Consider the following 22097-nt stretch of genomic DNA (forward strand, 5'->3'; position numbering starts at 1 on the left):
AACGGGAGAACTCGCCGATAAAATTGGAAACGCTGCTATTGCTGCTGATGGGCATAAAGCCTTCGTTATTGATGAGCATAGCCAGGGCTGAAGGCAGATCTTTAGCTATTAAAAAATTCCCGTTGAAATTCAAAATACAGCGGTAAAATAATTTTTCCTGCTCCTGTGAATTTTTATCGGCGATGAGGATGCAGGGCATATTTTTTATGGAGGACAATTCAATAACATCTGTGCTTGAGGGTGGGACTAGCGTGTTTTGCAAAGAGATGGCGACAAGGCCTGGTACTTCTTCAACCAAATGGTAGCAGAACTTTTTCTGTTCGGCTTCGCTGCGCAAATCGTTTAACACTATATCTAGCTTGTGGCTAGGAGGATAAGGCATGAAAAAGTAGAGCGATATTTTTATCCTGCTGTGTTTACATATGAAGATGGACAGGAGATAGCTGTTGAATTTCCTGATTTAGGTTGCGCTACAAGCGGTGCGGACGATAAAGACGCTTTGTTGTCGGCGCGCGAGTTATTGGGTTGCGTCCAGTTTTTATAGGAAAAATAAACAAAAGCCCGCAGAAGCTTACTGCGGGCGGTTTTACATGGAGCGGGTAACGAGACTCGAACTCGCGACACATAGCTTGGGAAGCTATTGTTCTACCACTGAACTATACCCGCGTATGAAGTTGAGTACAAAGCAAGTGCAATTATTTTGTACTGTTATATTATATACTAAAATAGTATGGCTGGCAAGCCTTTTGCTATGGCTCATCCACTATTTTAAATATGCCGGAGCCGAAAATTTTTATAAAAATTTTCACGTACATTGTATACAAAATACAAAACTGTGGTATAATATGGGTAGATAAAAAACGGACAGCTTGAAATGGTTGCCGCAGATAAAAAAATGCATTATGCGTGGAGGTGAAGTACTATGTTCAGCGCAATAGGTGTTAGCTTAGTATTTTTGTTTGCTTTGACAGTAATGTGCATTTTTGAATAATATGAGGGGAACTAAGCGCCCTTGGTCTTATGACCAGGGGCGTTTGTTGGTGTAACGCTGGTCTAGATGCCGAACAGCAAATGCATCAGCCCGTAAAATACCGGCGGAACGAGAAGCGAGGGCAGCATGTTTAGCGTTTTGCAGTCGCGAATCTGCAAAATTCCCAAGCCGGAGCTCATGAGAAAGATGCCGCCTAAAACGGAAATTTCGCCCATCAGCGCCGGAGTCATATAGGGAGCGATAAAACCGGCGAAAAGATAGATGCTGCCCTGCCAGCAGAATAGCACCAGCGCCGCAATGGCGATGCCAATGCCATAGGCCGAGGATAGAATAATGGAGGATACGAAATCCAGCGTCGCGTTGGTGAAAAGATAGGTGTTATTGCCGTTAAGACGGCTTTCAATGGGGCCTAAAATAGAAAGCGTGCCGATACAGAACAGCAGAATAGCCGTGGACAGGCCTTCGGCCAGGCGTGAGCCGCCTTTAGCCTTTTCCAGTAGCTTGTGGAAATGGCCGTCAATATCCAAATAAGTGCCGATGATGGTGCCGATGGCAATGCTGGCAATAAAAAGCACGGGATACGTTACCTTGGGCACGTTGCTGACGAATGCGTTGGCGCCCAGCCCGACGGTGGCCAGCCCCAGACCGTCGAAAAGCGCTGTTTTGTAATTTTCTTTTATGCCGCGGCTGACGAAGCTGCCTACGATGGAGCCGGTCAGGATGCAGCCGACGTTGACGATAGTACCTAACATTTGTCGATCATCTCGCTTCACAAAAAATTCTCTAAAGACACGTAAAAGTTGCTTTACTTATACTCTATTATTTTATACTATGATTATAGAAATTTCAAATTCAGATGAGGAGGCGACTAATTATGTTGAAAAAATTTTTACTTCCCCTGGCTCTTTGCCTGACCGTTACGGCTACGGCGTTTGCGGCAGTGCAGGAAAAAGTTGTAACCAGCAGACGCTACAAGCTGACCTATCCTGTGTTCACCTTTGAGAACGCTAAGGTGGCGAAAAAGGTCAATAAAGAAATTAAGCGGATGGTTAAAGATACCCGCGGCCTGTTGAAAGACCCTGTATATCAATCGGTGGCTACGGATTATAAGCTGATCCAGGAAACGGAGCAATTTGTCAGCCTGACCTTTACCAGCTGGAATTATACCGGCGGCGCTCATGGTATGTATTATACCAAGGGCCTGGTTTACGATAAGGCTACCGGCGAGGCGCTGCCCTATACGCACTTTGCCAAGGAGGTGGAAGCAGCGCAGCTGAAGCAGGGTATTGCCGACGGCGCCTTTAAAGTGTTCTGCGACGATTTGCAGACAACAAGCGAAGCGCCGTTTTTAAAATATAGCGAAGATTTTAAGGTCAGCGATAATTATATTGTCAGCGAGGACGGACGCGTATATCTGATGTACCAGCCTTATGAGCTGGATTCTTACGCAGCGGGCGTTACCTATGTGCAGCTGCCTTTAAATAAATAGTTGTGAGGAAAAATGTCGCTGCAAGGCGGCGTTTTTGCTTTAGGCAGAGAGTTTAGTTTTTAGCAGACAAAAACGCATCGCCCCCTGAAAATAGCAGGTGTTCAAGCCGCTGTCAGAAAGGGGAACGATGCGCTTTTTTGCCAATTAAGTTAACGTCTTTATTTTTGGATATTCTCTTTATGCCAGCATTCGATTTCAATGCCGGAGGCCTTCATCATATCCTCCGCCAGCTTATCGGGATAAGGATTGGCGTAGACGATACGTTTGATGCCGGCGTTGATGAGTATCTTGGTGCAAACCACGCAGGGCTGGTGGGTGCAGTACAGCGTACCACCGTTTACTGATACGCCGTGATAAGCGGCCTGCACGACTGCGTTCTGTTCGGCATGAATGCCGCGGCACAGCTCGTGCATTTGCCCAGAGGGCACGTTGAGCTTTTCCCGCAGGCAGCCGACGACGGCGCAGTGGGGCAGGCTTTTGGGCGTGCCGTTATAGCCGGTGGCGACTATCTGCTTGTTTTTGACAATAACCGCGCCTACGCTGCGGCGCAGACAGGTAGATCTTTTGCTGACTACCTGCGCTATTTCCATGAAATACTCGTCCCAATCGGGTCTTTTTTGTTGTTCCATTTTATACGGTACCGAAAATGCGGTCGCCTGCGTCGCCCAAACCGGGAACGATGTAGCCATGCTCGTTGAGATGATCGTCCAGCGCGGCGGCGTAGATTTTCACATCGGGATGAGCGGCGTTCAAGCGCTCCACGCCTTCTGGCGCGGCGACTAAGCACATAAAGCAGATGTTTTTCAGACCGCGCTTTTTCAGCTGGTCCACAGCAGCCACAGCGCTGCCGCCTGTTGCCAGCATCGGATCGACCACGATGGTGTATGCGTCTAAATCCCTGGGCAGCTTGCAGTAATATTCCATAGGCAGCAAGGTGGTTTCGTTGCGGCTCATGCCGATGTGGCCCACATTAGCCTCCGGCAGCACGGTGAGCACGCCCTCCATAAAGCCCAGTCCGGCACGCAGAATGGGAATCAGGTTGACGGTGCCGTGGATTTTTTTGCCGCTGGTTTCGCACAGGGGCGTGGTTACGCGGCAGTCGTCCATGGGAATATTATGAGCGGCCTCAAAGGTCAGCAGCATTGCTACCTCGCCGATGGTGCGGCGAAAGGTGGCGCAATCGGTGTTGATATCGCGCAGGACGGTCATTTTAGCCTGCAAAAGCGGGTGGTTTACAACTGTGATCTGCATAAAATAATACCTCTCTTACAATAAATTACCGGTTACTTGATATTGGGATACATGGGATATTTAGCGCACAGGGCGGCTACGCGGTGTGCAGCTTCCTCCTGCTTTGCCGCGTTCTGCGGGTCGTTGAGCACCAGGCCCATGATAGCGGCCACTTCTTTGAAATCGTCCTCCTTAAAGCCGCGGGTAGTGGCTGCGGGCGTACCCAGACGGATACCGCTGGTGACAAAGGGGCTGGCCGGGTCGAAGGGAATGGTGTTCTTATTGCAGGTAATGCCGATGGCGTCCAGCAAATGTTCTGCCTCCTTGCCGGTGAGGTTTTTATTGCGCACGTCCACTAGAATCAGGTGGTTGTCGGTGCCGCCGGAAACCAGACGGAAGCCTTCGGCCTTCAAGCTCTCGGCGAAAGCTTTGGCATTTTTAATAATGTTTCCCTGATATTCCTTAAATTCAGGCTTCAGCGCTTCGCCAAAGGCTACGGCCTTGGCGGCGATGATGTGCATCAGCGGGCCGCCCTGCAAGCCGGGGAAAACGGCCTTATTGATTTTTTTGGCATATTCCTCGTTATTGGTCAGAATAATTCCGCCGCGAGGTCCGCGCAGCGTTTTGTGCGTGGTGGTGGTAACGAAATCGGCGTAGGGAACCGGGGACGGATGCAGGCCTGCGGCTACCAGACCGGCAATGTGCGCCATATCCACCAGCAGCAGCGCGCCGTTGGCGTGAGCGATATCGGCAATGCGTTTGAAGTCGATGATGCGCGGGTAAGCGCTGGCGCCGGCAACGATCATTTTAGGATGATGCTCCTTCGCCAATTTGTCGATGCCGTCGTAATCGATAAGCTCGCTTTCTGGGTCTACGCCGTAATGAACTACATTATAGTAGCTGCCGGAAATATTTACCGGGGAGCCGTGGGATAAATGGCCGCCTTGGGACAGGTCCATACCCATCATAGTGTCGCCGGGTTTAAGGAAGGCGAAATAAATGGTCATATTGGTGCTGGCGCCGCAATGGGGCTGCACGTTGGCGAATTTTGCGCCAAAGAGCTTTTTCGCACGTTCAATGGCCAGGCTTTCTACCTTATCAACATATTCGCAGCCGCCATAATAGCGGTGACCGGGATAGCCCTCGGCGTATTTGTTGGTCAGAATGGTGCCCATGGCTTCCATTACTGCGGGAGTAACGAAGTTTTCCGAGGCGATGAGTTCAATTTTATTGCGCTGGCGGTTCAGCTCTTCATGGATGATACGGTCCAGCTCCGGGTCGACTACGGCAAGCTTTTCGAGATTCATGATGTTTAAGTCCCTCCTAAAAATAAAACAGATGAGCCTTGTTATTGCCGCTAAAGCCTAAAGACGCCGCTTAACGGCGGTTATCAGGGTAGCAGGCTCTGGGGCCGCCTACCAGAGGCGGTCTTGTTTTGGCGGCAGTCAGTATTGCTTCGCCAATTTTTTTATATTGCAAACGTACCGGTACGGCCACCCGTTGGAGGTGCATACCGATAAGCGTCTGACCAATATCTAAACCCAAATGGGCGGCGACGGCTTCCACCATCACCGGATCGGCAAAATTTTCATAAGCTGCCGTTCCCATCGCTCCGCCGGCGTGAGGCATGGGACGCACTGTAACCTCGCTGAGATTATAGCGTTCTGCCGTAGGGCGGTCGACTACCAGGGAACGGTTTAAATGCTCGCAGCACTGTACGGCTAAGCATAAGCCGTGGGCGTCGCACACGGACTTGAGGCCCTTAAACATGGCTACGGCAATTTGGCTGCTGCCGCCGGTGCCGATTTTTTGCCCCAGCACCTCGCTGGTGCTGCAGCCAAGTACAAAAATTTGACCGGAGCGCGTTTGAGCGGCGGTAATAAGCTCCTCTGCCGCGGCAGTGAGCTCTTGTACGATATTCTGCGTCAATGCGTCAATTTCCATAACCATTTATCTCCTAAGCAGCGCTGGGTTGAAAGCGGTATAGCATATCGCTTTTAATTATGCGCTGCGCTTTGCTTATTTTATTTTTCTAAAGCCCTGATTTTATCCACGCGGCGCTGGTGGCGGCCGCCGGCAAACTCCGTGGTCAGCCAGGTGTCGGTAATCATTTCGGCCAAGCCTACGCCTGTGGTGCGTTCGCCCATGCACAGCACGTTGGCGTTATTATGCTCGCGGCTCATTTTCGCGGAAAAAACGTCGGCGCATAAAGCGGCGCGGATGCCATGACATTTATTGGCGGCGATGGATATGCCGATACCAGTGCCGCAGATTAAAATACCGCGCTCGGCTCCGCTGGCGCCGCTGGTAATATCCTGGCACAGCTTGGCTGCGAAGTCGGGATAATCTACTGATTCTTCGCCGTGGGTGCCGTGGTCCACGACCTCGATACCCTTGTCCTGCAAATATTTTTTGATGTGCTCCTTGAGATGCACTCCGCCGTGGTCGCAGGCGATTGCAATTTTCATAACGCATACCTCCGTGGCGCTGCCACAGCCGCAGTACGCGGCAGGCAGCAATTATTTACTTTATTGTATCATAAATTCCGGCAAATGTTTATCGTTTTTTAAATGCAGCGCGCCGTTTTCCAGCGTCACAATCTGGTAGCCGGCCGCTTTACGCAAGCGGTTCATAATCGCCAGGCCCAGGCCTTCTTCGCTGACACCGGCGGCTAAAATTACGTCGGGGCGAGTGCGGTCGAAATCACGCAGCAGATAGAATAAATCGCCTGCCAGCCGTTCCAGACTATCGCCCCAGCAGGATAAAAGCAGGCGTTCGTGAGAGGGAATTTTTTGCGCCAGCTCCGCGCCGCACAGCACGCCTACCTTGAGCCCGGCGGCCAGCGCTTGGGACGTCAGCTGGGGAAGCAGGATGACGGCTTCGCCCTCCAGTAAATAGACAGGTTCCTGCGGCGCGTAGTGACGGTATTTCATACCGGGGGCTTTGGGCTTAAAGTTTTTATCGCCCTGCAAAGCCGGGTCAATCTCTATTGCGCCCAGTGCTTCCGTCAGCATTTCGTAGGTCACGCCGCCGGGGCGGCAAATCGTGGGAATGGGCGAAGTAGTATCCACCACGGTGGATTCCAGGCCGATGCCACAGCTGCCGCCGTCCAGTACGGCCGCAACCTTGCCCCGCATATCCTCTAGCACGTCCTGGGCGTTGGTGGGACTGGGTCTGCCGCTGATATTGGCCGAGGGTGCGGCGATGGGGCAGCCGCAGGCTTTAATAAAATCCTGCGCTAATTTATTGGAAGGAAAGCGCACGGCTACCGTGGGCAGACCGGCGCTGACTGCGTCGGGCACGATAGCGGCTTTTCCTACGATTAAAGTCAGCGGTCCGGGCCAGAATTTTTCCATCAGCTTGCGGGCGTTGGCGTTAAGCCCCGTGGTCAGCGGCAAAATATCCTCCTGACGGGCGATATGCAGAATCAAGGGATTGTCGTTGGGACGGCCCTTGGCTGCGAAAATTTTGGCCACCGCCGTTGGATTCAGGCCGTCCGCGCCCAAGCCGTAGACCGTTTCCGTAGGAAAGGCCACGACCTCGCCCTGCTGAATCAGCTGGGCGGCGCGGGTATTTGTTTTTTGATTATCAGAGCTCTTTTGTAATTTCCAGTAAAAGGTCTGCATATTTTTTTTCGTCTCCTTCTTGGGGCTGCGCTTTGGCCTTGACGGCAAAAACCATGCGCTCTATACCGGCGTAATCGCGGCGGACGGCGGTTTGGGCAAAGCCTGCGTCCAGGCAAAGCTTCTGCACCTCCTGCGCCTGATTGATGCCGACCTCGAAAGCCAGCAGCCCTTCGTCCGCCAAATGGGCGGGGGCTTCCTTGGCAATGCGCCGGTAAAAATCCAAACCGTCGGCGCCGCCGTCCAGCGCGCTGCGGGGCTCCTGCTGCACGTCCTTCTCCAGCTTGGCGATGTCCGCCGCAGGAATGTAGGGCGGGTTGGACACGATGATGTCGAATTTCTTTTCTAAGGGCAGCTTGCTGAAAACGTCGCTGCGCACAAAGCCGATACGGTCGCTGACGCCGATGCGGCCGGCGTTTTCCCTGGCTACGATGAGCGCGTCCACGCTGATATCCACGCCCACGCCCTTAGCCTGGGGCAGATAGTCCAGCAGCGATATGATAATCGCGCCGCTGCCTGTGCCGATATCCAAAAGCTTGGCGTCGCCGTCGGGGCGCAGGATGTTGGCGGCTTTGACGACGCTTTCCACCAGTAGCTCGGTTTCCGGACGCGGAATGAGGGTGGCAGGCGTAACCTTAAAGCTGTTGCGCATAAAGGCTTTTTCGCCCAGAATGTAGGCCAGCGGTTCAAAATTGCCCCGCCGCTGCACATATTGGCGGTAGGTGGACAACTCGTCCTCGCTCAAGGGCCGTTCAAAATCCACATAGAGAGTGATGCGCTGGCACTTTAAGACAGCACAAAGCAGCACCTCGGCGTCCAGGCGCGGATTTTCCACGCCCTTGGCTTCGAAGTACTGCTTCGTCCAGTTTATAATTTTCATGATCGTCCAAACAGTTTCAGACTTGCTCATTTTATTTCACCTGTCGTAATTGCTCGCTCTGCTTGGCTGTAATGAGCGCGTCCAAAAGCTCGTCCAAATCGCCGTTGACAATGGCGTCCAGCTTGTGCAGCGTCAGGCCGATGCGATGGTCGGTTACGCGCCCCTGGGGATAATTATAGGTGCGGATGCGCTCCGAGCGGTCGCCGGTGCCGACCTGGCTTTTGCGGTCCTCGGCGGTGGCGGCGCGCTGTTCCTCCTGGGCTTTTTCCAAAATGCGGGCGCGCAGAACACGCAGGCATTTCTCGCGGTTTTTCAGCTGGGATTTTTCATCCTGACATTGAGCCACGATGCCGGTAGGAATGTGCGTCATGCGCACGGCGGATTCTGTTTTATTGACGTATTGGCCGCCTGCGCCGCCTGCGCGGTAGGTATCGATGCGCAGGTCTGCGGGATTGATTTCTACGTCCACCTCCTCGGCTTCGGGCAGCACGGCTACCGTAACGGTGGAGGTGTGTACGCGGCCCTGGGATTCGGTTTCGGGTACGCGCTGCACGCGGTGTACGCCGCTTTCAAATTTCATGCGGCTGTAAACGCTGTCGCCGTTGATTTGGAAAACTACTTCTTTGAAGCCGCCCAGCTCCGTAGGACTGGAATCCATAACCTCAACGCGCCAGCCGCGGGTTTCGGCATAGCGCAGGTACATACGGAACAGCACTCCGGCGAACAAAGCGGCTTCCTCGCCGCCTGCACCGCCGCGAATTTCCACGATAACATTTTTTTCGTCGTTGGGGTCGGAGGGCAGCAGCAGAATAGTCAGGCGCTGCTCGTATTCCTCCAGCTGCGGCTTCAGCTCCTTCAGCTCCTCTTTAGCCATTTCTGTGAGTTCGTCGTCTTCGTTGGCTTTGAGAATTTCCTCTGCCTCGTCGCGGGACTGGCACATAGCGCGGTACTCGCGGTAAGCGGTGACGATGGGCTCCAGCTTGGCGTGAGCTTTGGTGGCCTTTTGCCAGCTTGCTTGGTCGGCGATGATGTCGGGGTCGCTGATTTTGGCTTCTAAATCTAAGTATCTATCTTCGATTGACTGTAATTTATCTAACATTGAATCCTATCTCCTACATTAAAAATATCTTAGTGTGGGGAATTTTGTATATTCTGTTTGGAGGCGTAAGAATCGCCTTTAGGCGAGGCGGCTGGCGAGCGGCAAGCGAGATAGTATATCGAGCGCAGCCGGGAGCCAACAACGAAGCATAAAGCGATTATCGCGCCTCCTGCTCTATTATTTCTTCGGGAGGCAGCACAGCCTTCAAAGAAGCGATTGCCACTTCAATCTGGCTGTCGTCCGGCTGCCGCGTCGTCAGCTTTTGCAGCAGCAGCCCCGGCATGATAGCCATGTGCACAAAACGGTTATCGGCATGAGCTCCGGCAAAAAGGATAAGCTCATAGCTGACTCCGGCGATCACCGGCATCAGCACAATGCGGGAAGCAATGCGTTCCAGCAGGCTGGGCCAGCCTAAGAAGGTGAAGATGAACATGCTGATCAGCATAACAATCATTAAAAAATTAGTGCCGCAGCGAGGGTGCAGGGTGCTGAACGGACGCACATTTTCTACCACCAGCGGCAACCCCGCTTCATAGGTATAAATGGTTTTATGCTCCGCACCGTGGTACTGGAAGACACGCTGAATATCCTTCATCGAGGAAATGGCTGCAATATAGCTTAAAAAGATAGCCATACGCAGCACACCCTCCGCCAGATTAAGCAGCATGGGGTCGCCGGTCAGCGCGTGCAGAAAACGCATGGACCAGGTGGGAATGACGATGAACAGGCCGATAGCCAAAGCCACGGAAGTCGCAATGGTCATAGCCATTTCCTTGCCTGTCAGCTGTTCGTCCTCGTCGCCGGACACCTGAGCGGAATAGGCTAAGGCCTTCATACCGTCGTACAGTGATTCAAATAAAGCAATAACGCCGCGCAGCAGCGGTTTTTTCAAAATCGGATATTTATCGCGCAGGCTGTTGACAGGATTTACGTCCACGACGATTTCGCCGTTGGGCTGGCGCACAGCCACGGCTACCTTGTCCGTGCCGCGCATCATAACGCCTTCGATAACGGCCTGCCCGCCTACATTGGGCTTTTTACAGCAATTTTTCGTGCTCATAGTAATTTTGCTCCCTATTTTTCAGGAAAATAAATACAGCAGAGCGACGGCTGAAACGTAACTCTGCTGTAAGTATAAAGATTATTGTTCTTTGTTGTAGCGTTTGTTGAATTTTTCAATACGACCGCGAGCAGCAACGTTACGTTGTTGACCAGTGAAGAATGGATGGCATTTAGAGCAAACATCCACGCGAATCTCTTTTTTAGTGCTGCCGGTTACAAAGCTGGCGCCGCAGGCACAGGTTGCAGTAACTTCACCGTATTTCGGATGAATCTTTTCTTTCATTCTTTACACCTCACTTTACTATAGAACATTATTGTCATCATCGTTAGATATTAACACTAGATGATTGTATCACATAGCGGAGCAATGCGCAAGTGATTTTTTTATGAAAGCCAGGCTTAATCCTCGTTATAATTTTCAGCCCGGTCATAGAGAGCGGCAACCTCTTTGCTGGGGTCCTGGCCGAGCAGAGATGCCAACATCGCCGCAATTAAACCGCCGAAAAAGCCGGGGATAATTTCGTAAATGCCGGTGGAGGAAAACAGCATCAGCCAGGCTATATCCACGAGAGCGCCGGCTACGATGCCTGCTACCGCGCCGTGGAAGGTGAAGCGCTTCCAGAACAGGCTCAGCAAAATTGCGGGGCCGAAGGCCGCGCCGAATACGCCCCAGGCGTTGGAAACCAGCGCCATGATGGAACCGGCGTTAGGATTAGAAGCTATCAGCAGAGCGATAAAGGCGATGCCGAGAACGACAAAGCGTCCGGCCCACAGCATTTCCTTATCTGTAGCTTTATCCTTGCGCAGTACGGGTTTGTACACGTCGCTGGCAAAGGAGGAGGCCGCGGCCAGCAGCTGGCTGTCGGCGGTGCTCATAGACGCTGCCAGCACGGCGGAAAGCAGCACGCCGGAAATCAGCGCCGGGAAGATGCTGCGCACCATAGCAATAAAAACTAAGGAATTCTTATTGATCTCTTCATCCATGCCTAAATACATACGGCCGACAACGCCGACCATGGTAGCGAAGAAAAGAATCAGCGCAGTCCAGGAAATACCGATAATAGCGGATTTTTTCATTTCCTTCTGGGAACCCAGGGACATAAAGCGAATAATGATGTGGGGCATACCGAAATAACCCAGGCCCCAGCCCAAACCGGAAACAATGTCCGTCCATTTGGCAGTGGGGTTCCAGTATTCCGCCGGAATGTGAGCTACGGCGGAGGCGTCGACCAAGGACGCGGCAAAGATAGGCGCGATCAGCAGCGAGCCTAAAATCAGCAGGCCCTGGTAAAAGTCGGTCCAGCAGACGGCGGAAAAGCCGCCCAGGAAGGTGTAGCTGATGATAATGAAGGCTGCCAGATACATAGCGATGGAAGAATCCATGCCGATAACGGTATTGAATAGCGTACCGCAGGCCTTAATGCTGGAGGCGGCGTAGATGGTGTAGGCTACCAGAAAAACTACGGCGCAGACTACCTGCAGCAGATTGGACTTAGATAAAAAGCGGTTGGTGAGATATTGGGGCACGGTGATGGAATCGTTAGCCACGATGGAAAAGCGGCGCAGACGCGGCGCTTCATAAATCCAGCTCAGGGTGTAGCCGATGAGCAGGCCTACGCCAATCCAGATTTGCCCCATGCCCAAGGCGTAGATGGAGGTGGGCAGACCCATGAGAACCCAGGCGCTCATATCGGAGGCGCCGGCGGAGAGCGCCGTTACCCACGGTCCCATTTGACGGCCGCCTAAGAAATATGTCTTCTCGCCGCCGTTGCGGTCTTTAACGAAAAACCAGACGCCAATGGATAGCATAAAGATTAAATAGACGATAAAGACTATCATCTCAATATAATTCATAATAACCCCTCCAAAATACAATAGATACTTACATTATATATGCAAAAAGCTTCATATACAAGGGCAGCAGCAAAAAATACAGAAAAACAGAAGGCTTTTTATGTTTTGCTATGCGGTTTTGCTTTACGTGCCGCTCAGAAAATTTTTAGCGAGGAGAGCGAGGCAGGAGTACGCTATAATTTGAGCTGTTTGGCTGAAAGTGATATAATTTTTACGATTGTATATCTCAATTTATTATCGGAGCAGGCGGGTGATTTTTATGTTGGACAAGGCGGATAAAAAGGCGCTTATTCTTTGCGTTTTAAAAATTTTAGAGCGAGAAACGGATGCGAAGCATCCGCTAACCTACGAAGCGATAGCCCAAAAGATAGAAGAGGACTTTAACGTAGCCAGGCCAAGCCGCAATACTATTGCCGCGCATATAAGTATCTTAAGAGATGGTATGAACTATGATATCGAGCAGGGCAAGGGCGGCAAAGGCTTCTATTTAAATAAGCGCATTTTAAGCGGCGATCAGGCTAGAGCTTTGATGAGTTATCTGGCTACGGCCAAATCCTTGACGCATAGCAATGCTCAAGAGCTGATTAAAGCTTTGGAACCTCTAACTGCCAAGAGTTCTCGCGGCTTGATAAATATCAGCTCCGTGAAAAATTATATCCATCAAAAGAATGAGGATTTTCTTAACAATTTGCAAATCATAGACAAGGCTATTACCGCTCAGCGGCAAATCAGCTTTATTTATAACGATATCGGCGTTAAAGGCAGCTGGTGCCGCGTAAGAAAAAGGGCGAGCCGCTGGCGTATCAGGTGCATCCCTTTGCCCTTGCCTGCGTGGATGGCTTTTATTATTTAATCGGCAGCGCTTTTACTTACAACGAGCTGCGCCATTACCGCATAGACCATATTACGGGTATAAAAATTTTAGACGGCCACAAGCGGGAGCGCTTATCCGCCATGAAGGGCTATCAGAATAGTGTTTCTTTTGTTTTGCCAGAGTATGTGCGCCAGCATGTTTGGATGTACAACGGCGATATCAGAGCAATAAGGTTTAAGGGAGAGCGCTCCTTAACAAATTATATTTGGGACGTTTTTGGCGATAGGGCGGTAATCAGGGAGTTGAAAAACGAGCCAGGAAAAATAGAATTTACCGTGCGCACCACGGCCGGAGCCGCGAAAATTTTTGCCAAGCAGTACTGCGATTTGTGTCAGCTTGTGTTTCCCACAGATTTGCGCCGGGAATTAAAAGAAGAATTTGCCAAAGTATTGGAAAAATATTAAACTGCCAAGAAAAAAGCAGCCAGATTTACGGTGAATCTGGCTGCTATCTTTTTGTTCAGCAGACAAAGCCGATGGCTTTTGCTTTGATATCGTGTTTTAGAAAATCGTCCGGCACATCCTCTGCAGTTATTAAACTGATGCTGTCTTTGTCCCAAACAGAGCCTTCGCCTGCGCTGTAAATGCGGGACGCTTGCTGCATAATTATTTGCTCCAGCAGATTACGCACGAAGCGCCCGTTGCCGACGTTGGCTTGACAGGCCGCTTGCATAAAAATATGTTGGCATTTTGTTTTAGCGTCTTCGGTTAAGACATAAAATTTTTCTGCGGCCATCAGCTCTAAAATAGCTGTAAGTTCCGGTGCGGAATAATCGGGGAAGTCAATGTGAAAATTGATGCGGCTGCGCAGGCCTTCGTTGGCGTTGATAAAATTCTGCATCGGTTTAGGATAACCGGCAAAGATGACGATAGTATCGTCGCGGTTGTTTTCCATCTCCTGCACGATAGTATTGATGGCCTCGTCGCCATAATGACCGCGATAACCGTCCAGCAAAGAATAGGCTTCATCTATAAAAAGAATGCCGCCTTTGGCTTCTTTAAAACAATTTTTAACTTTGATTGCCGTTTGTCCCACATATTGTCCAACAAGGTCAGCCCGTCCGCATTCTACAAAGCAGCCGGAGGGGATGATTCTTTTTTCGGCAAAGATTTGCGCTAAAAGACGGGCGACCGTAGTTTTGGCGGTGCCGGGATTGCCGGTGAAAAGCATGTGACGGGAAAAGTTCATCTTTTGTAAACCAAAATGTTCCCGCTGTTTTTGAATGGCAAAAGCAGCAATAATTTTGTGGGCCGCCTCCTTGACGGTAGTTAAACCAATCAGGCTGTTTAATTGAGCGGATGCCGAAGCAGCTTCTTCCTCTTGGTTTTCTTGCGCAAGCGTAACAGTCGTTAAGGGACTGTAAGCAGGATAAAATTCGGTACATAAAATAGTTTTTTGCAGATTCTCCCAAAAGCGTTGGACGGAAGACATATTATGTATTTTTATATTTTCGTTTACATAGCGCTTTTTCAGATTGGCAAAATCCAAAAAGGCTTTGTATTCTGATTGCTGCCATAGCTGGTAAAGAAATTTTTCCGCATCGGCTATACTGCCGACGCCCTCCTGAATTTTGACGAGAGGGATTTTTTTGTTAATTTCTTTTAATTGGTCGGCGACAAATTTTTGCTGGCCCAGAATTTCTACAAAAATCAACTGGCTGTATTGCTTGTATTTATTGATGGAATCTATGATGTTATCCAGAAAATCATTTTGGCGGCAGCGCAGGCGGCCGATGGGTTTGATTTCTTCCGGCATCTCGATAATGGTCGTCGCTCCGTAATTATTGGCAATAAAATAATGGAGATGGTCTACGAGCATGCGGCCGTTAACGGTGGATTTATTCAGATAGGTGTTCCTCGTCGTCAGCAGTCTGTTGCTGTATCTTAACGCTTGCACCAACACCTCCACGATTTTTTGCGCGGCTGCGCGGGAACCTGCCGTTATTTGATAATGCACGGGAATACCTAAAAAGCGGCCGTGGTCCCTGGAAAAAATTCTTTGCAGCTCCTCCATAAGCGACGGGTCGGGAATAATTTCCCTGGCTTTTTGCAGAATCTCTTCTTTGCCGGCGTAAGGATAAATTTTTTCCGTGTAGCTTTTGCCTTTTTCTTCAAGAAAAGAAAAATATACGTTGGAGCCGTTTATTTCTATATATTGCTGCACAATATCTCCGAGAAAATAGTTTCTATCTATTTGGCTGTAGAAACTATCTGTAGATATTTCCTGTATACTGATAATGACGGCCTGAATGCCGAAAAGCTTTTGCAAAGCATCTATAACATAGGAAGATAAATCTAAATTTTGATTGAGCTCGTATTTCCAGCAAACGGCTACTTGCAGTAAAGGGGCAGCTAAGTCGTCGATTCTGGTTTTTAGATAAGGTCCGTTGACCTTTTCGCCGTAATTTTGCAGCTTGTTATTTAAATATTCTTCTGCGTATTCGGCTGCTGTTTTGCGAAGATATTGGTGCGGAGTATTTTCTTTAATACAGTTAATGGCGTTTAAATTTTGCCGGCAGTCTACTTGAATTTCGTAAAAAAGCATCGTAACACCTCCGAATTATTTATAAGGCAGCTTGAAAAAGAAAAGGAGATTTAATTGTCAAAGAGCAGAAAAAATTTTTGGGCTTGCAGGTAAGGCCTGTTCGGCGTTGCCTGTACTGACGATGGATTTTATTATAACAATTGCTATGCGCAAATTTTTGCGCATTTGTTGAGCTATAATTACAGATAAGCAATAGAGCTGGAAATTTAAATTCTTACGCAGGCAGGAGAAAAGAAAATAAAAAGCGAATTTTAAAATTTAAAGCCAAGAGCGCAGGCGAAGTTTTGCCAAGAGCTCAAGACTTGGCGGTAGTTAGTGCAGTATTAAAATGAATTAAGGAGGCTGATGTTATGAATAAAGAATTTACAAAAGAGGTTGAAAAAATAATTAGAGTAAATTTGGGTAATAATAATTTCCGATGGAGCAGCACAGTAGGCTTATATAAAGATAAAGAAACAGTGGTAATGCTAATAACGGGCGACCATTATAAAGAAAATATGCAAAATAATGCGGCTTGTTTTGAAGGTTGGGCTGCAGTTTTGAAAACGTATTTTATGGATAAAAACTACAATTTTGTTAAACTGAAATGTGTTGAGATACCTTCACCTTCTCCAGAGAAGGGAATCTTGGAAAATGAGCATGCTAATAGATTCCTTTATAGAGCGTTGCGGTTTAGCCAACAATACAAAGATTGGTTTAGATTAGAAGATGATTTGCAGGGAAAGGTAAATGAATTTGAAAAGTATTTAGAGGGGCATAAAGGAGAGCATAAAGAAAAGCTTTTGAATAATCTTCCTGGTGATAAATTCGATGGCGAATATAAAAACGATGGAATCAATATGTTTACCGAGTCCATTATGGAAAAATTTATATATGAGCATAAAGAAGACGTATTATCGCCGCTTTTTAAAGATTCAAAGAACATAATAGTTAACCGTCAGATGCCTGTAGGTTTATTTGAAGGCTCTGTTGAGAAACAAAACAAAATATTTACCGGAGGCAAGTCGGCTATAGATTTATGGGCTTATGATCCTGCAAAGCCCGAAGAGTTTTCTGTTTTTGAATTGAAGTTTCAAAATAAGATGATAGGAATAATTTCTGAAATCTTCTTTTATGCGAACTATATGTACGACTTATTAAATAAACAAGGAAGCTTTACGTTAAATGTCAAAGAAGATGATGCGAGCGCTAAGAGAGGATATGGAACGCTTATTAAGGAATGTAATGATAAAATAGAAAAAATTAACGCGGTAATGCTAGCTGATTATGAGAATATGCATCCTGTTATTACATCAAAATTGCTGGAAACCTTAAATGGTAATGACGGCAGACGGATAAAATATAGTGCGGAAAAATATAAGGTGGGACGTATTGAAGTTGTGGGTGATATAGAAATACTAAACAATAATTGAGAAGTATATTTTTCCGTCCTGTTGCATCTGATTTTTTATTTCGCAAGCAGCGCGCAAATTTTTGCGCGCTGTGTTTGCTACACTATATACAAGCCAGCGCGGTTGACAAAACCGGCAGGCTTGTGGTAATATCTAAAACACGGCGTTAGCCGTGAGCGTTGAAAAGAAAGATTGTTGTAATTTAGAAAACTTGGAAATCCCTTATTAGCCAAACGGATATTTTGGAGGCTAAAGCAGTAGTAATTTTACTCTGCTATAGCTGTACCCATTTGGCTCTATAAGGGATTTTTTCTGCAAAAAAAGCCGCTGTATAGCCAAATGCAATTCTGCCGTTGGCCGGTACAGCGGCTTTTTGTACCTTGAAAACTGAAAAGATTTTGCGCTTTGGAGTTTCGCTTTTACGTTTCCGGAGCGAAATGCTGCCAAAAAAATATTTGTCTGCATAATTTTGGCATTAGTGAAAGGGGTAATATTTATGAACAACAATCTTTCGATTTACGCTTTTTCTTCCGCGCAAAAGCCCGAACTGCTTTATACGGTCAAGGGCTTCGGCAAGCTCAAGTATGCGCTTATCAGAATCGCCGGGAGCTATAACCGGCTGCAGAAATTTTCTTTGACGCTGGATAATTTACTGCGTTTGCAGAAGCAAGTGCCGCAAATTGTGAAGAACCAACTGGAGCAGTTTACTCTATATAATTATCCTCAATGTCGCAAGGTGTATATCAATACTGCGGTCGACGGCGCGCTGCTGCAGCAGTTGGGTATGGAATCGGAGCAGAAATTTGATTTTCTTAGCCGTTCGCAAAAGCTGGAGCTTATGCTGGCGCATAAGGAAAGGTATTTGGAAACGCTGGCGGAGGAAAATGAGTTTTTGCAACAAGCATTACGGAGCTGCCTTGCTGATGCTTAAGCGGACTTTAGCAGATTAGGCTATGAACTTTTGTTGTATTATAATCGCGCTAAGCGGCAGCAGGCAAGGGAGGAGCTGTGTATTTTGCGACGTCAGCAGGAATACAGAGAAGTTTTTTTCGCAGAGGCGACGGGAGATACAAGCCCGGCATTGGAAAAGTATCAGGAATGTCTGCATTTTGACGAACTGAAAGCGGTTTTGCGGGGATATTCTTTTGAGCAAGTGCGTAATTTTTCTATACGCCTGATGGCTGACGAGGTGCAATGCTGCTTTTGGCGTTCTAAAAATAAAGATAACAACCTCTCGACAATGGAACGACTGCTGCAAGAAGCAGCTGAAGCAAAATATGATTTTAGCGAAGCCAGGCTGCAGCTGGCCGTGCAGCGCGGCATTTGGGCTTTGCAAAACGGCGGTAAGGTTTATTGCCGGTTTGCCGCTTAAAGCTGCAAACGTAAATTTCTTCGCTATGTGCAATTTTTTATGCGTTGGTTAAGCTATAATACTAAAAACAAGCAAATAGCAATACGATATAGAGAAAGGGAGGCAGAATTATGGTAAAAATTTTAACTCATAAAGAAACCGAGCGCATTGGCGGCGGCATTACTGAAATTCGCTGTCAAGGGCATCGTTTGATTTTGGATATGGGCGCGGAGCTGCCGTCCGACGCTTGGGGCGCAGGTGAAGCTAATGCTGCGTCGGAAGCAAATCCCAATATCGAGGGAGTTACTCAAGGCAAGGATGCTTGCGACGGCGTGCTGATTTCTCATTACCACGGCGACCACATCGGCTTGCTGCGGTATGTGCTGCCGGAAATTCCCGTTTATATGAGCAAGACTTGTCAGGAGATAAGCCTGTTCATCAAAATGAAGCTTAAAAATGCCGGGCTGCTGGCTGCGGACGATGCCAGCATTGAACGCTTAACTAACGCCCACGTTTTTTCGCAGCAGGATTTTGGCCAGGATTTGCAAATTGGGCCGTTTACCGTGCGCCCCTTGCGGGTGGATCATTCCGCCTTTGACGCTTTGGCGTATCTTATTCTTGTGGATAATAAAAAAATTTTGTTTACGGGAGATTTTCGCAACCATGGGTATACTGGGAAACGCTTTTATGATGTGCTGCAAAAATATGTGGGCAAGGTGGACGTGCTTTTAATCGAGGGAACGATGCTTGGCCGCACCGGTAACGAATACAGCGAAGTGGAGCTGGCGCAGGAAATGCTCAAGGTGTGCGCTGAGCATAAATATGTGCTTTATCTTGCGTCGTCCACAAATATCGACAGCCTTTGCAGTATGGCGTGGGCGGCAGAAGCAACAGGCAAGGGACTCGACATAGACGCAACGCAAAAAGAAATTTGTACAGTTATCGCTAAAAATAGCCGCGCCGGTCTTTATAAAAAGCATTTTAATTTGCCGGCGGACGGACGCGAGGGCTTTGTAAAAGTTATACGTATGAAGGATTTGACGTTAGCCAAGCGCTTTTACGAAAAATACGGCCGGGACAGCGTTTTAATTTATTCCTTGTGGGAGGGATATATAGACCGCACGCCGCAGCTCAAGGCGCTGAAGGAGCAATGGGGCGAACGCTTTCTGCCGCTGCACAGCGGCGGGCACGCTTCCGTGGAAACTATCAAGCGCACTTTGGAGCTGTGCGCCGGTGAAAATACGCTTATCGTTCCGATGCATACCAATTCTGTCGCTCAATTTCGGGAGCTGCCCTGCAAGGGTAAGGTGGCGGCTTTGCATCAGGGCTGGAGTTTGCAATTTTAATTTACGGTTTTATTTACGGAGGGAAGCAAGCGGCGCTTCCCTCCTTTTACTTTCATTTTACATGCTCTTGCTGCGGATTTAACATTCCTCCTTTACAATAAAGATAGTTCACAACTTATTGTACAAATGGAGGAATGTTAAGCATGAAGTTGAAAAAGATTTTGGCTGCGGGCATGGTCTCTTTGCTGGCAGCAGCGGCTTTGACGGGCTGCGGCGGCGAAAAGAAAAATGCAGACAGCGCTCAAAAGGTGCAGATTGAATACTGGCACGTAGCTGCCGAAAGCTTTGGCGGCGCTACCGTTAAAGAACTGGTGGCCGATTTTAACAAAACTCATCCGAATATCGAAGTCGTAGAAAAATATAATCCCGATATGTATAAGGGCTTGACACAAAATTTGCAGGCTGCTATGGCCTCCGGCAAAAATCCCGACGTGGTGCAGATGGGCTATTTCTTCCTGGATTACGCTGCGGAAAATTTAAAGTATACCGATTTGACCGTGGCCTTTAAAGAGGCAGGCGACGCTAATTTTATGCAGGACAATTTTTTGCCCAACGTTTTGAACCTGGCGCAGACTGAGGACGGTAAGCAGATAGGCTTGCCTTATTCCGTCAGCGTGCCGGTACTGTTTTATAATCCGGAAATTTTCCAAAAAGCCGGACTGGACCCCAACAAGCCGCCCCAAACCTGGGACAAGGTTATGGCTGACGCTAAACAAATCAAAGAAAAAACCGGCAATATGGGCTTCTTTATGCAGAAATACGCCGATAACTGGACGCAGCAGGGCTTAATCGAATCCAACGGCGGGCAAATGCTGAAAAAAGTAAACGGCAAAACCGTCGTCGGCTTTGATACTCCGGAGGCTGCGCAGGCTTACCAAATGCTGGCCGATATGGTGAAGGACGGCAGCGGGCTGCACGCTACCAATATTTTAGGCCATGTGGTGCGGCGTTTTACCGCCTTCTACCGTTCGGCGCTGTTTTTGCCGTCCACTCTGTCTTTGGCTGTTGCCAGTATTCTTTTTCTGTGGATTTACAATCCGCTGGCCGGGCCGCTGCATATTGTGCTGAGCTGCTTTTCCTTAAGCTCGCCGCGCCCAGCAGGCCATGGAGATTTTACATTTAGAGGGCTATGAAAATAAAAAGACTCACGAGCTGAGCGGCGGCCAAAAGCAGCGCGTTGCTCTGTGCCGCGCTTTAGTCAAGCAGTCGCCCTACTTTTTGCTGGACGAGCCCTTATCAAATCTGGACGCCAAGCTGCGGCAGAGAGCGCGGACGGAGCTGGTGAAGCTGCACGAAATGTTTAAGCCTACCATGGTCTACGTTACCCACGACCAAATAGAAGCCATGACTGTGGCGCACCGCATTGCGGTTATGCATCAGGGCTGCATTCAGCAAATCGATACGCCGTATAATATTTATCATCATCCTGCGAATACCTTTGTCGCCGGGTTTATTGGTCAGCCGGCTATGAATATTCTGCTTGCGGAGGTGCTGAACGGTATGCTGATTGCAGGGCAATGCGCCATGCGGCTGCCTCAGGATAAGCCGGCACTTATCGGCACGCGCGGTAAGGCTTTGTTCGGCCTGCGCCCGGAGGCTTGCCAGCCGCGCTTTGATAGTGGTATGATAAACGGTAAGGTAGATTTCGTGGAAAACACCGGTAATTTGAAAACAGCCGCGCTGCATTTGGCGGACGGTTCTGTTTTTTATCTGCAATGCAGCGACCCAAGCGTCGATTTACGAGCTGTGCGCGGCTTTGATTTTGCTTGGGAGAACGTGTGCCTGTTCGATGCGGATACGGGAATCAATTTGGAGCTGGGAGGTAAGTAAATGCGCTTTGAGGTCAGCGACCTGCTTTTTGCAGGCTTTACAAAAAATGCTTTGCGTTCCTTGCCGCCGGAGTACGGCATTGAATTTTTTTATGAATTTGGCAAGGACTATTATTGGGATGAAGAAACGGCTGCCTGGGGACGGCGGGAGCTGTCCGTCCACGGGCCCTGCGTGGCCGTTAATCTGTCCGACGCTAACGATGTGCATTACCTGGAAGCGTTTAAAGCGACGCTGGCTTATGCGGCTAAAATTAAAGCTGGCTTTGTGGTGGCGCATACCAACGAGGGCTGGCAGGGCGATAAGCTTCAGACGCAGTTGCTGGTACGGCGCCGTTTAGGCGAGCTGCTGGAGCTGGCTGCCGGATATAATGTGCGGCTGCTTATTGAAAACGTGGGCCTGCGGACAAAGGGCAACGTGCTGTTTAATTTTGAGGAATATCTGGCGCTGAATGAAGAAAAGGAGCTGGCGCAGCGCGCCGGCTCTTTGCTTTTTTGTCAAAGTGGATTATAATAAAAATAAGTATCGATTAGTTG

At 48.9% G+C, this 22097-nt stretch carries 24 protein-coding genes, 1 tRNA gene and 1 pseudogene; 12 read left to right on the top strand and 14 right to left on the bottom strand.

Going from position 1 to position 22097, the window contains the following annotated elements:
* Nucleotides 1–373: 373 nt before the first annotated feature.
* Nucleotides 374–532: pseudogene (locus QZ105_RS10505) on the top strand (type II toxin-antitoxin system HicB family antitoxin); the annotation flags it as partial.
* A 59-nt stretch (nt 533–591) separates the two neighbouring features.
* Here the strand turns inward: QZ105_RS10505 and QZ105_RS01780 are convergent.
* Together QZ105_RS01780 and QZ105_RS01785 are read right to left on the bottom strand one after the other, a co-directional pair.
* Nucleotides 592–666, bottom strand: a tRNA-Gly gene (locus QZ105_RS01780).
* 387 nt (nt 667–1053) lie between these two features.
* Nucleotides 1054–1743, bottom strand: a complete 690-nt coding sequence (locus QZ105_RS01785) for a DUF554 domain-containing protein (RefSeq protein ID WP_366935960.1) — start codon at nt 1741–1743, stop codon at nt 1054–1056.
* A 122-nt stretch (nt 1744–1865) separates the two neighbouring features.
* Between QZ105_RS01785 and QZ105_RS01790 the strand changes: the two genes are divergently transcribed.
* The gene (locus QZ105_RS01790) at nt 1866–2480 is read left to right on the top strand and encodes a DUF4163 domain-containing protein (RefSeq protein ID WP_293728137.1); all 615 of its coding nucleotides are present in this window, start codon (nt 1866–1868) and stop codon (nt 2478–2480) included.
* 158 nt (nt 2481–2638) lie between these two features.
* On the opposite strand, the gene QZ105_RS01795 is transcribed toward QZ105_RS01790, so the two are convergent.
* The 11 genes from QZ105_RS01795 to QZ105_RS01845 all read right to left on the bottom strand — a co-directional run bounded on the left by QZ105_RS01795 (nt 2639) and on the right by QZ105_RS01845 (nt 12228).
* Nucleotides 2639–3109, bottom strand: a complete 471-nt coding sequence (locus tag QZ105_RS01795) for a cytidine/deoxycytidylate deaminase family protein (RefSeq protein WP_293728138.1) — start codon at nt 3107–3109, stop codon at nt 2639–2641.
* Between the two features lies 1 nt (nt 3110).
* Complete coding sequence (gene upp / locus QZ105_RS01800) at nt 3111–3731, bottom strand: uracil phosphoribosyltransferase (protein WP_293728139.1); 621 nt, start codon at nt 3729–3731, stop codon at nt 3111–3113.
* A gap of 32 nt (nt 3732–3763) precedes the next feature.
* On the bottom strand, nt 3764–5017 hold the full coding sequence (gene glyA, locus QZ105_RS01805) for a serine hydroxymethyltransferase (RefSeq protein WP_293728140.1): 1254 nt from the start codon (nt 5015–5017) through the stop codon (nt 3764–3766).
* A gap of 70 nt (nt 5018–5087) precedes the next feature.
* Complete coding sequence (locus tag QZ105_RS01810; RefSeq protein WP_293728141.1) at nt 5088–5654, bottom strand: TIGR01440 family protein; 567 nt, start codon at nt 5652–5654, stop codon at nt 5088–5090.
* A gap of 80 nt (nt 5655–5734) precedes the next feature.
* Nucleotides 5735–6178 (bottom strand): ribose 5-phosphate isomerase B, encoded by a 444-nt coding sequence (gene rpiB, locus QZ105_RS01815; protein ID WP_293728142.1) that lies wholly within the window; start codon nt 6176–6178, stop codon nt 5735–5737.
* A gap of 60 nt (nt 6179–6238) precedes the next feature.
* The gene (locus QZ105_RS01820; RefSeq protein ID WP_293728143.1) at nt 6239–7336 is read right to left on the bottom strand and encodes an L-threonylcarbamoyladenylate synthase; all 1098 of its coding nucleotides are present in this window, start codon (nt 7334–7336) and stop codon (nt 6239–6241) included.
* A complete protein-coding gene (gene prmC / locus QZ105_RS01825) occupies nt 7299–8243 on the bottom strand; it encodes a peptide chain release factor N(5)-glutamine methyltransferase (RefSeq protein WP_293728144.1) in 945 nt (314 codons plus the stop codon). Before prmC ends, QZ105_RS01820 begins: the two co-directional genes overlap by 38 nt.
* 1 nt (nt 8244) lies before the next feature.
* Nucleotides 8245–9312: a peptide chain release factor 1 gene (prfA, locus tag QZ105_RS01830; protein ID WP_293728145.1), complete on the bottom strand. Its 1068-nt coding sequence runs from the start codon at nt 9310–9312 to the stop codon at nt 8245–8247.
* 157 nt (nt 9313–9469) lie between these two features.
* Nucleotides 9470–10372 carry a DUF1385 domain-containing protein gene (locus QZ105_RS01835; protein ID WP_293728146.1) on the bottom strand — a complete coding sequence of 301 codons (903 nt, stop codon included), beginning with the start codon at nt 10370–10372 and terminating at the stop codon, nt 9470–9472.
* 81 nt (nt 10373–10453) lie between these two features.
* Entirely contained in the window at nt 10454–10657 is a 204-nt protein-coding gene (rpmE, locus tag QZ105_RS01840) for a 50S ribosomal protein L31 (RefSeq protein ID WP_293728147.1), read from the bottom strand.
* A gap of 116 nt (nt 10658–10773) precedes the next feature.
* Nucleotides 10774–12228 (bottom strand): sodium/proline symporter, encoded by a 1455-nt coding sequence (locus tag QZ105_RS01845; protein ID WP_293728148.1) that lies wholly within the window; start codon nt 12226–12228, stop codon nt 10774–10776.
* 39 nt (nt 12229–12267) lie between these two features.
* On the opposite strand from QZ105_RS01845, the gene QZ105_RS01850 reads away from it, so the two are divergent.
* Genes QZ105_RS01850 through QZ105_RS01860 form a run of 3 tightly spaced genes read left to right on the top strand, consistent with a single transcriptional unit; the run spans nt 12268 to nt 13506 of the window.
* On the top strand, nt 12268–12507 hold the full coding sequence (locus QZ105_RS01850; protein WP_293728149.1) for a hypothetical protein: 240 nt from the start codon (nt 12268–12270) through the stop codon (nt 12505–12507).
* Nucleotides 12488–13081: a hypothetical protein gene (locus QZ105_RS01855; RefSeq protein WP_293728150.1), complete on the top strand. Its 594-nt coding sequence runs from the start codon at nt 12488–12490 to the stop codon at nt 13079–13081. The genes QZ105_RS01850 and QZ105_RS01855 overlap by 20 nt, the downstream gene beginning before the upstream one ends.
* Nucleotides 12997–13506 (top strand): WYL domain-containing protein, encoded by a 510-nt coding sequence (locus QZ105_RS01860; RefSeq protein ID WP_293728151.1) that lies wholly within the window; start codon nt 12997–12999, stop codon nt 13504–13506. The genes QZ105_RS01855 and QZ105_RS01860 overlap by 85 nt, the downstream gene beginning before the upstream one ends.
* A gap of 55 nt (nt 13507–13561) precedes the next feature.
* Here QZ105_RS01860 and QZ105_RS01865 read toward each other — a convergent pair whose 3' ends face one another.
* Nucleotides 13562–15646 (bottom strand): AAA family ATPase, encoded by a 2085-nt coding sequence (locus tag QZ105_RS01865; RefSeq protein WP_293728152.1) that lies wholly within the window; start codon nt 15644–15646, stop codon nt 13562–13564.
* Between the two features lie 350 nt (nt 15647–15996).
* Here QZ105_RS01865 and QZ105_RS01870 point away from each other — a divergent pair, with 350 nt between their 5' ends.
* The 7 genes from QZ105_RS01870 (at nt 15997) to QZ105_RS01900 (ending at nt 22074) form a co-directional block, all read left to right on the top strand.
* A complete protein-coding gene (locus tag QZ105_RS01870) occupies nt 15997–17058 on the top strand; it encodes a hypothetical protein (protein WP_293728153.1) in 1062 nt (353 codons plus the stop codon).
* Between the two features lie 475 nt (nt 17059–17533).
* Nucleotides 17534–17968, top strand: coding sequence for a hypothetical protein (locus QZ105_RS01875; protein WP_293728154.1), 435 nt, complete (start codon nt 17534–17536; stop codon nt 17966–17968).
* 30 nt (nt 17969–17998) lie between these two features.
* Complete coding sequence (locus QZ105_RS01880) at nt 17999–18409, top strand: hypothetical protein (protein ID WP_293728155.1); 411 nt, start codon at nt 17999–18001, stop codon at nt 18407–18409.
* A gap of 110 nt (nt 18410–18519) precedes the next feature.
* Nucleotides 18520–19734 carry an MBL fold metallo-hydrolase gene (locus QZ105_RS01885; RefSeq protein ID WP_293728156.1) on the top strand — a complete coding sequence of 405 codons (1215 nt, stop codon included), beginning with the start codon at nt 18520–18522 and terminating at the stop codon, nt 19732–19734.
* Nucleotides 19735–19877: 143 nt separating this feature from the next.
* Entirely contained in the window at nt 19878–20867 is a 990-nt protein-coding gene (locus QZ105_RS01890; protein WP_293728157.1) for an extracellular solute-binding protein, read from the top strand.
* A complete protein-coding gene (locus QZ105_RS01895) occupies nt 20839–21564 on the top strand; it encodes an ABC transporter ATP-binding protein (protein ID WP_293728158.1) in 726 nt (241 codons plus the stop codon). The genes QZ105_RS01890 and QZ105_RS01895 overlap by 29 nt, the downstream gene beginning before the upstream one ends.
* Nucleotides 21565–22074, top strand: a complete 510-nt coding sequence (locus tag QZ105_RS01900) for a TIM barrel protein (protein ID WP_293728159.1) — start codon at nt 21565–21567, stop codon at nt 22072–22074. It abuts the gene before it with no gap.
* Nucleotides 22075–22097 lie beyond the last annotated feature (23 nt).

The sequence above is a fragment of the uncultured Phascolarctobacterium sp. genome, assembly GCF_905212365.1.
GTDB lineage: Bacteria > Bacillota > Negativicutes > Acidaminococcales > Acidaminococcaceae > Phascolarctobacterium_A.